This window comes from Emticicia sp. 21SJ11W-3 (assembly GCF_024138715.1).
Lineage (GTDB): Bacteria > Bacteroidota > Bacteroidia > Cytophagales > Spirosomataceae > Emticicia > Emticicia fluvialis.
The window spans coordinates 2,878,731-2,890,214 of sequence record NZ_CP092074.1; the positions used below are offsets into that span (position 1 = coordinate 2,878,731).

Consider the following 11,484-nt stretch of genomic DNA (forward strand, 5'->3'; position numbering starts at 1 on the left):
CAGATGAAAAAAATAGTATTCTTTTTACTTTGTGCGGCCAGCATGGCACATGCACAAAAGAAAGGCTCATTCAGTTTACATTTCGACAATTTTGTTGGCGCAGAACCATTGGCTTTAAAAACTGCCCGCTATACTAATGCCGCCGGAAACGAGTTTTCTGTTTCGCTTTTTCAGTATTATATCAGTAATATAAGCCTCATCAAAAAAGACGGCTCTATTTATACCTTACCGCAAGACCAGTCGTATTTTCTGATTCGTGAAAATAATGAAGCCACAAAAACCATTACGCTTACAGATATTCCGAAAGGGAAATACAAGGGCATCAGCTTTACAATTGGCATAGACAGCGCCAGAAGCGCATCAGACATCAGCCAGCGCAAAGGTTGCCTTGACGTGGCCGGCGAAGCACGAGATATGTACTGGGCCTGGAACTCAGGCTACATTTTTGTAAAAATGGAGGGAACCTCTCCACAATCTACCGGAAAGAATAATATTTTTATGTACCATATCGGTTTGTTTGGCGGCATAGGAGATAAAAAAACGCTAAACAACATTAAGCAAACCACACTGAGCTTTGGTGGCGAAGAGCTGCGCATAAAAGGAGGCGCCACCCCTTTGGCAATATTCATAAAAGCCGATGCACTTAAACTGATGAACGGCCCGAACAATGTTGATATGGCCAAAAATGCAACGGTTATGGGTGGGCCGTACTCGGCCACTATTGCCAATAACTACCAAACGATGTTTTCTTTTGGTGGCCTGAAACCCGTGCCGGTTGCAGTAGCAGATCAATCAGTAACCACAGGAACGAAATAAGACATGAAACCTGGAATCAGAATCGGGTTGCTTTTTGTGGCTATTATGGCGGTATTTCTGTCTTTCAGGGGTGCGCAAGACCCCGGCTTGTTTTCGGTTCCGTCTAATTTTCCGGAGCCGCGCTACCGCTTTGCCGATAATCCGCTCACAACCGCGGGTGTTGAGCTGGGCAAAACGCTGTTTTATGATGCCGTGTTATCAAGCGACAACACCGTCAGCTGCGGCAGTTGCCATCAGCAGCCTGCGGGGTTTACCCAGCATGGGCATGAATTTAGCCACGGCGTAGACGACCAACTCACCAGGCGCAATTCAATGCCGCTCTTTAACCTGGCCTGGGCCGATAGTTTCGGATGGGATGGCGGCGTGCATGACCTGGATCTCTTTGCGGTTTCGCCCATTACTAATCCGGTAGAAATGAATGAGTCTATCGGTAACGTATTGCTTAAACTTCGCCAAAACCCGCAGTACCCGGCTCTGTTCAGAAAGGCTTTCGGGAGCGAAGAAATCAGCACTGACAGGTTTCTGAAGGCGCTGTCGCAATTTATGCTTACCATGGTTTCTGCCAATTCAAGGTATGACCGTTACATGCGCAGCGAAGGCGAAGAGCTGACACCCGTTGAACTGGAAGGCATGGCACTCTTTAAACAGAAATGCGCCGGATGCCATTCTGGCGAACTTTTTACTGATTACAGATTCAGAAACAACGGCTTACCTGACCTGAAACAAGACGACCAGGGACGATTTGAAGTAAACCAGAATGAGAACGACAAATTCAAGTTCAAGGTGCCTTCACTCCGGAATCTTTCTTTTACATCGCCCTATATGCATGACGGCCGGTTCAGAACGCTGGAAGAAGTGTTGAATCACTATGCGGGAAGCGTACAAAAAACATCATACCTGGACCCCCAACTGTTACAGGATGGTTTACCGGGTATAACGCTGGGGTTAGCAGAGCAGCAAAAAATAATTGCTTTTCTGAAAACGCTGGACGACCCCGACTTTATTGCCAGCCAACGGTTTTCTGAAAGCAGTTTGGCAACGGCTTTGGTTAAAAAGGATATTCATACCGAGGTGGCTGATTTTAAATTGCAATCGGCTGCAGACAAAAGAGCTTTTGCAGAGTTAGTTGCCATTTACTGGCAGGTAAAGGCGGCTATCAAAAACAAGCAGACCAGGCAGGCCGCTCTAGCAGCAGGCAACCTGGCAACGCGTGTAAATGCGCTGGTTTTGTCTCAAAATCAGGAGCCAAAAGAGGCTTTTTTAAAGAAATATAAAGCGAAAATCAGTTTTGATTGCGAGCATATTATTGAAGGCGAATACTCAATAGAACACCAGACCGACCACTTTTATGAATTGTCTAAAAGTATGTTTGTTTTGCTGGCCTCTTTTAAGGCAGGTCATAACAAACTTTATTATTTTACCTGCGCGGGGTCTGACCAAAACTGGCTTGGAAACCAGGCAAACGAAAGAATGGGTAATTGTGAATCGATAAAAACAGAAAAACTATGAAAACTCTTATTGTAGTAACCATGCTGCTGGCTGGGCAAGCCGCGGCTTTACAGCAAACACCAACAGCACAACAAGCACAGCCTGAGCAGGCACAAAAAGACCCCGTTTGCGGCATGAAGGTAAAGAAAGACGCCAAGTTCAGGTCGGTTCATAAAGAAAAAGAACATTTGTTTTGCAGTAAATCGTGCAAAGAAAAGTTTGATAGCAACCCCGAAAAATATGTAAAAAAATGAATCGCCAGGTATTTTTATCGGCACTGGTTATTTCTTTATCAACCCGTGGAAATACCGATAACCTGAAAAAATGCAGTTTCGACACCAGCCGTGTGTGCCAGAAGTGTAAATACGGGCTTGGCCGTAATATCTATTTCACAAAAGGTGTGAAAGCCGTAGACATAAACCCTGAGCAAAAAACGATTACCATTACTTTTGATACACGCAAAACCACAGCCGAAAAGCTAAAAAAGTACATTGTATCTTTAGGCTTTGATGCAGATGACCAAAAGGCCGACATCAATAACCGCGAATTGCTGCTGGCGTGTTGTTTTGCAGATATAACGATATGCAAATAAGGGGCATATAAATATCTGGCCGTTTATCAAAAAACAGCGCTTTTTTTTGGTAGATGACCTCTACGGAATTAAATTTGTTTTAAATAAACAAAGCCCGGCCTTTTGGTTGGGCTGTTGTCAACAATCTAAGTCCGGATAATGCTAATGAAAAAGTTGTTTCTGTTAATTTTTCTGGTAGTGGCAGGGTCGCTGGGTGCGCATGGTCAGAAAAAGAAATTCATCATAGCTGAGAAAATCAACTATGACGAAAAGACCGAAAAGGAGAAAAAAGAAAGCGATAACGAACTGAAAGACGACATGACCACTTTTCTGGGGTTTGGTTTCAGAGTATCGGTAACCAATGTGGAAGAAAAACTAAAAGACCCGGCCAATCAGGATAAAAAGAAAATGGGTTTCAGGTTTCAGATAGGGCTTCAGATGCCCAAATTCATCAAAACCGACCCGCCTCAGAAACTCTTTAAAGCCGGTATGGATGTGGGAATTGTGAAATAAGGGTTTTATCGTGTAGGTTAACACAAGAAATGAGAGCCAGGGCAGTGCCCTGGCTCAACATATTTTAGAAGATAGGTAATATTCCTCTCTTATTTTGTTTTCAATTTCTGCTCAAGCACTTTCATGTAATAACCGGCCACTACACTTCTGGCCTGAAAACCCACCATTTTTCCGGTGGTGGTTTCGTGCCAATCGCTCAAAGGTACTCTGCTTGGCGTTTGGGTGGCATATTTAAACATGGGCTTTATCAATGCCTCAAAATCCTGCTTGTTGCCGGCAAGAACGGATGTCCAGATTACCCAGTCAGATTTTGTATAGGTTTTGCGGCTGTCAAGCGGTAAACCGTAGGCGTTCTGCTTTGTCAGGTAATAGGCCACCTCTTTGGTATAAACATTTTTCGGAAACAGGTTCATCTTCAACAGTTTATCCCATACCAGATTATATTTCTGGCTCCAGGTGCCTTTGTCGTTAAAGGTAAGGGCGTAGTGGTCGCCGTCTTCTGCCATCTGCATCCATTTCTGTACCATTTCTCGGGTTAAAGCCTTGTATTTCTGGGCTGTTTGCTTTTCGCCCAGTTGCTCTGCCAGCTGAGCGTATCCACCCAAAGCCACAATGGCTTTGACAGACAAGTTGGCGTTGCGTGCCAGATGCCCGGCGAAATCGTCGGTGCAGAGTTGCAAAGCGGGGTCAAGGCCTTCTTTGCTCAGGTATTCGGCCCAAATTGACAGGGTTTTCCAGTGTTTTTTGGCATATAAGGCGTTGCCTTCCACACGGGCAATGGCGGCCGTCAGTATTATCATATTACCGCACTCTTCCACAGGCATATCTTCTCCGTAGGTTTGTCCGTTAGCCAGTGGGTATGTGCCGAGGTCGTGGGCTGCAAAAGGTTTGGCCCACTTGCCGCTTTCGCTGTAATAAAAAATGCCGTTCAGCATACCTTTCATCAAATCGGGGTTATAGGCCAGAAACAAAGGCGCCGACGGGTAGGTAACATCCACTGTATTAATAGACCCGTTACTGAAATTTTCTTTCGATAAGAAAAGAATATCGCCTGTCGGGCTTTTTACCAGCTTATGAGCCGCAATACTCTGCCGATAAGCCAGTTCACACAGGCGGGCGTATTGTTCGCCACCTGCTTTCAGGGCATCGTTATAAATTTTATTATTTAATGCTTTACATTTACCTATAACTGCCGAATAGCTGCTCCATGCCTGTTGCAATTGGCCTTCAATGGTTGCACCTTTGGTTAATCGCCACCAGGGAGAAAGGTTGGTTTGAAAATATTGGATTGACTGGATGTCGTCATAACCAATCATAAAAACCTGCTCTTTGGCAGTGCTGCCTACTTTACCTACGTTTAATACTGTGTTGAGCATCAGGTTTTTGCCGCCCAGGTTATTGTTAGGCGTAGCGCTGAAAACGTTGCCCATATCGGTGTTTTTGGTGATAGACTGCACCACATTGCCCGTTCTAGGAACAGCAACATACAGGTATCCCCAGTCGATGCGTACATCGTCGCCTTTCAGTTTCAGTACCTGCTGGCTGGTGGTACCGGCTTTCAGAATGGCCAGACCATTGGCACTGTATTGCTGGGCCTGCACTGCCTGTGCCGGAGTATTAACGGCAATATCAGTTGATGCCCCCAGATACAGGCGCACGTCGTGCAGCAGGTTATCGGTAGCTTTTACGCTGGCCGAAATATAAGAAACCGGACGCGCCAGCAGATTTAAATCGTTTATTAATAACGGAGAAGTAAAAGTAAGTGTAAGATTTACCTTACCGCAGCTAAATTCATAAATGGTTTGTGTGGCATTTACGGTTACCTTTTTTTGTTCGGCAGTAAAAACTTTTGGGTCTGGCGTTTCTACTATTTTTTCAACAATGCCGGCATCCAGCATAGAGCCGCCTCTGTTGTTGGTTACATGCACAGCCAGCAGGTTTTTGCCCACTTGCAGCCTGCTTTTAACGGTTTCGCTCAACGGAATATAAATGTATTTGTGTGTCCAGCCTTTAACGCTGTAAACTGCCTCGCCGTTGATGAACACCTCTACATCGTCATCATGGTTCAGTTTCAGGTAAAGAGCATCAGAGTTACGGTCTTTCAGGGTAAATGTACGCCTTGCCCAGATATCGCGGGTTTTCCATTCGGTTTTACAAATGCCCGGATTATCGCCAAACGGAGCCAGTCCTTTCTTCCAATCGGTATCGTTAAAAGACGCGTTCATCCAGTTGGCACCGGGGTCTTTTTCTGTATACAGGGCTTCATAATTCTGCTCGTCTCCGGCAGGCACAAGGGTTTCGTAAGCGTCTCCCTTTTTACCCAGAAAACGGTATTGGTTGCCATCTACCTCTATTATACCCAGCAAAGAGTGGTTGGCGCCTGTCCAGTGTCTGGTAGTAGAAGCCGTGAGGTCGTCGGTGTTTGACCAGATGCTAAAGTTGGGGTCATGTGTGATAAGCGGAAAAGCCGGGGCTTTGGTGCTTTGCGCCTGTATAAACTGCCAATTGTAAAACAGCAACAGGCTTAGAAGTAATGTTCTCATGCTAAGATTTTAAATATCAGGTGAATAGGAATAGAAAAAGCCTATAGTATTAAACAACGCAAAGGTATTGGAGGTAGAGCCGGAATGCATTCCGGCTCATCTGCGAATCTGTTTTTACGGCCATACAATAACCGTTTTAACGACTGATTATAATTTTACCGATAAACCAATGCCCGGAGCCTGAATTACATTATTCAATGTAATCTAGATCTCTGTTAAAAGTTTCATCTATGTTCCAGAGTGCAAAGAGCGCAATGGCCGAGGTGCTAACGCCTATAATGAGTGCGGCTGTCATAATGCCCATGTCGGGTTTCAGCCATTTAAAAACTGCCAGTAGCGGAATGGTGGCTCCGCGCACAAAATTAGGCACAGTGGTGGCCACGGTGGCACGCAGGTTGGTACCAAAAAGCTCGGCAGCAATGGTGATGAAGAGTGTCCAGTAACCATTGCAGAAACCCAGAAACGCACAGGTTATGTAAAACACTGAGGCACTGCCGGCAGGAATAAGTAAATAAACCAGCACAAAGGCCAGCGACATAAGAATAAAAAGTAATATCACTTTTTTGCGGCTTTGCATAAACTGGCTCAGGAAACCACTTACAATGTCTCCGAACACCTGCCCTGTAAAGGTAAGCATTACGGCTTTGCCTGCATTGACAGGCTCGGTGATTCCGGCTGCTTTGGCAAATTCTGGCGAGAAAGTAATTAGAATACCCACCACAAACCAGATTGGCAAGCCTACCAGAATAGACATCAGGTATTTTACAAATCGGGTGCGGTTATTGAACAGCATGAGCAGGTTACCCCGTTTGATGTGCTTGTTTTTGGCTTCGGTAAATATCTTCGACTCAAAAATATTGATACGCAATAAAAGTAAAAGCAGGCCCATGCCGCCCCCTACATAATAAGATATGCGCCACTCAAAAAGCTCGGCTACAAAATAGGCACCTATGGCGCCCACCAGCCCCAGCGTTGCCACAATGGTGGTACCATAGCCCCGTATTTTTTTAGGCAGAATTTCGGTTACCAGTGTTACCCCGGCGCCCAGCTCTCCGGCCAGCCCTACACCGGCAATAAACCGACAGGCAGCGTATTGAGGCACTGTAGTTACCAGCCCGTTGGCAATATTAGCCAGTGAATAAATGATGATAGACCCAAACAACACCGACAAGCGGCCGCGTTTGTCGCCCATTACTCCCCACACAATACCACCAATGAGCATTCCGGCCATCTGATAGTTAAGCAGCGAGGCGCCGTGTTCAAACAATTGGTCGCCCTCAAAGCCCAGTTCTTTCAGGCTGGGTACACGCACCACATTGAACAGGAAGAGGTCGTACATATCAACCAGATAGCCCAGCGCGGCCACCAGTACAGGTAATTGCAGCAATTGCCTCAGTGTATTTTGGTTGTCAGTATCTGAATGTGTCATGAAACAGTTTTTAAGGGTTGAATCAGGTTTGTGCAATCTCAGCAAACCCCAATATTCTGAAGTTCGTGATAGAGGGATTTTAAGTATTAAATATATCATCCCTACGGGATATCAGAGCTTTGGAAAAGCTGAGCACTCTACTGATACATCGTCCCTCCGGGACTTCAATATTAGCACATAGACTGCACCAGAGATTTTAAATCCCTTAGGGATGATATATCTTTAGCAGAATAATCCAAAACCTGTGAAAAGTCCCATCTGGACGATATATTAAATCATTTTTTCAATATTAATTAAACCTTGGCCGGTACGGTAAATGGCGCGCGGTATTTACGGGTAAGCATGGCATTGGCCTCTTTGTCACCCGGGAAAGTTTCTGTTTTAGGGTCAAACTTCAGGGTTCTGCCCAGGCGATAGGCAATATTGCCCAGATGCGCAATGCTGGCCGAAAGGTGGCCGGTTTCAATAGGGCCGTTCAGCAAGGCTTTGTTTTTGGCTCTTACGGCATCTACAAAGTTTTTGTAGTGGTCGCCGCCTGCGTTTCGGGCTGGGCCCGGCTCACGGTTACGGCCCAGATAGGTTTTGTAATCGTTATAACCGTTGATAACCATATAGCCTTTGTCTCCATAAAAAATATTGCCTACCTCAACGCCGTCTTCTTTGTTGGTCATCCAGGGGCGCACTTCAAATTCTATGATTTTCCCCTCTTTGGGGTACTGATAGGTTGAAGTAAGCACTTCGGGGGTTTCTTTGCAGTCGTTCCAGAGGTATTTACCACCTGCCGAGGTTATTACTTCGGGCAAGCCGACATCCAGCCCCCACATGGCCAGGTCGGTTTCATGCACGCCCTGATTCCCGATGTCGCCATTGCCGTAGTCCCAGAACCAGTGCCAGTTATAATGCACATAGTTTTTGCTGAAATCACGTGCCTGAGCCGGGCCCTGCCATAAGTCCCAGTCGAGACCTTCCGGCACCGGCGATTTACCCAGATTACCAATATCAGGTCTCCATTTATAGACAGTTCCGCGTGCCATGTACACTTTGCCAATCAGCCCATCTCTGAGGTGCTGAATAGCCTCCTGAATAGCTGCCGAGCTACGCAACTGCACCCCATGCTGCACAATGCGGTTGTATTTTTTGGCTGCCTCTACCAATTGCCGACCTTCAAACAGGTTGTGGCAGGCGGGTTTTTCAACATATACATCTTTACCTGCCTGGCAGGCCCATATAGCCGCCAGCGCATGCCAGTGGTTAGGGGTGGCAATGCTTACGGCATCAATAGATTTGTCTTCATACACCCGGCGTAAGTCTTGCTCGATGTGTACTTTTTTTGCGTATTTTTTTTCAAAATCTGCCGCTCGTTCATTCAGCACCACTTTGTCGACATCACAAAGGGTGGCTACTTCAACGTTATCTAGCTTTGAGAAGCCCGAAATGTGGTCTTTCCCACGGCCATTTACGCCTATTACTGCCACCCGCAGCCTGTCGTTGGCTCCGAAAGCAGTAGACGGAATAAGAGTAGGAATAGACATAACAGCCAAAGAGCCGGGAACGGCCGTTTTAAGCATGTCTCGTCTGGTAAATTTCTTCATTGTTTTTTTTATAGTTAAAAGGTTGAAAGACGTTAAAAAATTAGTGAATGGTGAATGGTGAATTAGTGAATGAGTGGTTGAGTGATTTAGTGGTTGAGTGAATGAGTGATTTAGTGGTTGAGTGATTGGTAATCGAATGGTTTGAATTAGTGATTAACCATTGTCGATTGCAGATTAACAAATCTGGGAGAGTTTCAACCCAAATAACCACTAATCCCCCGCAACGCCGCACGCTAATTCACTAATTCGCTCAATCACTCAATCGCTAATTCACTAAATCACTAATTCACTAAATCACTAATTGATTAAAGCCTCCCCAAAGTCAGGCCGCCGTCTACCATCAGTACCTGGCCAGTTGAGTAGGGAAAATCTCCTTTGGCAAGGGCGGCAACGGCTTTGCCGATGTCGTCGGGGAAGCCCCAGCGTTTTTGTACGCAAAGGCCGTTTTCTATCAGTTCATCATATTTGGCGGTAACTCCGGCCGTCATGTCTGTTTTGATAATGCCCGGCCTTACCTCATAAACAGGTATGTTATATTCGCCCAATCTGACGGCAAATAATTGCGTTGCCATGCTCAGCCCTGCTTTTGATACACAGTATTCGCCTCTGTTGACAGAAGCAATAGTGGCCGAAATTGACGACACATTGATGATACAACTGCTGAAACCTTCGGTACTGGTTTTTTGCGCTATCATCCAGTTGGCAACTGCCTGCGTCAAAAAAAAGGTACCTTTCAGATTAGTTGATAGCACGTAGTCGAAACTTTCTTCGGTTGCCTGCAAAATATCGTTTCGCTCTTTGGGCGCTACTCCGGCGTTGTTGACCAGCACATGCAGGCAGCCGAAATGCTCTTTTATATGGGCCAGCATCAATTGCCTGTGCTGAGCAGAGGCAATGTCTCCGCGGCAGTAAATAACCTCTGCCCCCAGCCCGGTTAATTCATCAAGCACCTCCTGCACGGCTGCTTCCGGCCGCATACCATTAATGGCCAGATTAAAACCAGCCTTTGCCAGATGCACGGCAATACCCAAACCTATACCCCGGCTTCCGCCTGTTATGAATGCTACCTTTTTCACTTTTCTCCTTTTAATTGTTTCAGTTGGTTGGCAATGTCCATGCTTTTATAGTAAGGGTCAAGCGGGAAACAACCCGAAATAAGCCCGTTACGTGGTGCGGTGGTGCAGTCGGAGAACGTGCGGCAAATCAGCTTGCGTTGCAGCGGCTGGTTGCTCAGGATGTCGGCAGGCATGGTTGGATACGACAACACCATCCGACCCAGCCCTACAAAATCGGCCATGTTGTGGCGCAACACATATTGCCCGAAATTAGGCAGCCAGTCTTGCAGGTAAGAATACCCCGACCCCACAATCACCATATCCGGAAAGGCCTCTTTCAGCTCCTGCGTAACGGCCAGATGCCGGGCTACACCTAATAATGGCTCCTCTGGCGGCTGATAACCATCGGAAGGCGGAAAAATAGCAGGCCTGGTAAGATGCGGGTTATAATAAGGGCTACCGGCAGTAATGCATATCAACTGAATACCCAGCGACTGCGCCAATGCCAGAAAAGCCTTGGGTTCGTCGAGGTCAATGGTGGTTCCATTGCCAGCACCGCCAAAAGCATATCCGTAGCTTTCAGCAGACAGGTAATCCGGTTCGCCCTGGCCATCCTCTCCTTTTTTGAACGGCACGAAATCAAAAGCGCTGAGGCGGATGCCCATTTCAAGGCCGGGGGCCTCGCGTTTAATGCCTTCTACAATATTGCGGAGGAAACGCGTGCGGTTTTCGAAACTGCCACCGTATTTGCCCTCACGGTTAAAAGAACTCAGAAACTCATGCCCCAGATACCCGTGGCAGTGTTTTAAATCAACAAAATGATAGCCCGCCTTTTGTGCCATTACGGCCGCTTTTACGAAATCGCCTACCAGTGCATCAATATCTTCGTCGGTCATTAACGGGTAATCTTCTCCGATGCCGAATTTTTTATCAAGTAATGGATGATGATATAATATTTTAGACTCAAATTTTTTATGGCTATGAGGTTTGCAGAAACGGCCGGAATGTGTAAGCTGCAGCCCTACCATCAGATCATCGGTATTGCCAAATTTTTCGGCGTGCTTGTTCATTACCAGATTAAACAAGTCAACAAAATCCTGAAAGTTGGCTTCGTTCATACAAAGCTGGTTGGGGTTTGCCCTGCCTTCATGCCTTACGGCTACGGCCTCGCAGCCCCACAAAAGTTTGGCGCCGCTTATGGCAAAGTTCTCCCAGCGACGTTTGGTAAATTCGGTAGGCCGGCCGTCTTCGGTGCCGTCCCAGCCTTCCATGGGTAAGATGCAGAATCGGTTGCCGATATACCTGCCCGACTGCAAAGAAATTCCCTGAGCAAAGGGCGATTCGGCCGCATCTACCAGTTCATCATCAAAATCAAGATCAACCTGGTTGTCTGCCAGATACTTACGTAAATCGGCGGTGGTTTTTAACTGGGCAACTCTTGAATATTTCGGTTTACTTTTGGTACTCATAATGGGGT

The 11,484-nt window shown here is 46.5% G+C and carries 10 protein-coding genes; 5 read left to right on the forward strand and 5 right to left on the reverse strand.

All coding sequences use genetic code 11. The features are described 5' to 3' along the window. Window positions 1–3: 3 nt before the first annotated feature. The 5 genes from MB380_RS12125 (at window position 4) to MB380_RS12145 (ending at window position 3,388) form a co-directional block, all read left to right on the forward strand. Complete coding sequence (locus tag MB380_RS12125) at window positions 4–816, forward strand: MbnP family protein (RefSeq protein ID WP_253522676.1); 813 nt, start codon at window positions 4–6, stop codon at window positions 814–816. Window positions 817–819: 3 nt separating this feature from the next. Further along, complete coding sequence (locus tag MB380_RS12130; RefSeq protein ID WP_253522679.1) at window positions 820–2,325, forward strand: cytochrome c peroxidase; 1,506 nt, start codon at window positions 820–822, stop codon at window positions 2,323–2,325. Next, window positions 2,322–2,558 (forward strand): YHS domain-containing protein, encoded by a 237-nt coding sequence (locus MB380_RS12135; RefSeq protein WP_253522682.1) that lies wholly within the window; start codon window positions 2,322–2,324, stop codon window positions 2,556–2,558. The genes MB380_RS12130 and MB380_RS12135 overlap by 4 nt, the downstream gene beginning before the upstream one ends. Then, on the forward strand, window positions 2,555–2,896 hold the full coding sequence (locus MB380_RS12140) for a heavy-metal-associated domain-containing protein (protein ID WP_253522685.1): 342 nt from the start codon (window positions 2,555–2,557) through the stop codon (window positions 2,894–2,896). The genes MB380_RS12135 and MB380_RS12140 overlap by 4 nt, the downstream gene beginning before the upstream one ends. 144 nt (window positions 2,897–3,040) lie before the next feature. Further along, window positions 3,041–3,388 (forward strand): hypothetical protein, encoded by a 348-nt coding sequence (locus tag MB380_RS12145; RefSeq protein WP_253522688.1) that lies wholly within the window; start codon window positions 3,041–3,043, stop codon window positions 3,386–3,388. Between the two features lie 89 nt (window positions 3,389–3,477). Here MB380_RS12145 and MB380_RS12150 read toward each other — a convergent pair whose 3' ends face one another. The 5 genes from MB380_RS12150 to MB380_RS12170 form a co-directional block, all read right to left on the reverse strand. Continuing rightward, on the reverse strand, window positions 3,478–5,931 hold the full coding sequence (locus MB380_RS12150; RefSeq protein WP_253522691.1) for a glutaminase family protein: 2,454 nt from the start codon (window positions 5,929–5,931) through the stop codon (window positions 3,478–3,480). A 190-nt stretch (window positions 5,932–6,121) separates the two neighbouring features. Further along, entirely contained in the window at window positions 6,122–7,360 is a 1,239-nt protein-coding gene (locus MB380_RS12155; protein WP_101726286.1) for an MFS transporter, read from the reverse strand. A 293-nt stretch (window positions 7,361–7,653) separates the two neighbouring features. Further along, window positions 7,654–8,952 (reverse strand): Gfo/Idh/MocA family protein, encoded by a 1,299-nt coding sequence (locus MB380_RS12160; protein ID WP_253522694.1) that lies wholly within the window; start codon window positions 8,950–8,952, stop codon window positions 7,654–7,656. A 305-nt stretch (window positions 8,953–9,257) separates the two neighbouring features. Then, a complete protein-coding gene (locus tag MB380_RS12165) occupies window positions 9,258–10,028 on the reverse strand; it encodes a 3-ketoacyl-ACP reductase (protein WP_253522696.1) in 771 nt (256 codons plus the stop codon). Beyond that, window positions 10,025–11,476 (reverse strand): NADH:flavin oxidoreductase, encoded by a 1,452-nt coding sequence (locus MB380_RS12170; RefSeq protein WP_253522699.1) that lies wholly within the window; start codon window positions 11,474–11,476, stop codon window positions 10,025–10,027. Before MB380_RS12170 ends, MB380_RS12165 begins: the two co-directional genes overlap by 4 nt. Between the last annotated feature and the right edge of the window lie 8 nt (window positions 11,477–11,484).

What these genes read in the sequence shown, in the direction of transcription:
- MB380_RS12125 (WP_253522676.1), top strand. Translation starts at nt 4, where the DNA reads ATGAAAAAAATAGTATTCTTTTTACTTTGTGCGGCCAGCATGGCACAT.
- MB380_RS12130 (WP_253522679.1), top strand. Translation starts at nt 820, where the DNA reads ATGAAACCTGGAATCAGAATCGGGTTGCTTTTTGTGGCTATTATGGCG.
- MB380_RS12135 (WP_253522682.1), top strand. Translation starts at nt 2,322, where the DNA reads ATGAAAACTCTTATTGTAGTAACCATGCTGCTGGCTGGGCAAGCCGCG.
- MB380_RS12140 (WP_253522685.1), top strand. Translation starts at nt 2,555, where the DNA reads ATGAATCGCCAGGTATTTTTATCGGCACTGGTTATTTCTTTATCAACC.
- MB380_RS12145 (WP_253522688.1), top strand. Translation starts at nt 3,041, where the DNA reads ATGAAAAAGTTGTTTCTGTTAATTTTTCTGGTAGTGGCAGGGTCGCTG.
- MB380_RS12150 (WP_253522691.1), bottom strand. Translation starts at nt 5,931, where the DNA reads ATGAGAACATTACTTCTAAGCCTGTTGCTGTTTTACAATTGGCAGTTT.
- MB380_RS12155 (WP_101726286.1), bottom strand. Translation starts at nt 7,360, where the DNA reads ATGACACATTCAGATACTGACAACCAAAATACACTGAGGCAATTGCTG.
- MB380_RS12160 (WP_253522694.1), bottom strand. Translation starts at nt 8,952, where the DNA reads ATGAAGAAATTTACCAGACGAGACATGCTTAAAACGGCCGTTCCCGGC.
- MB380_RS12170 (WP_253522699.1), bottom strand. Translation starts at nt 11,476, where the DNA reads ATGAGTACCAAAAGTAAACCGAAATATTCAAGAGTTGCCCAGTTAAAA.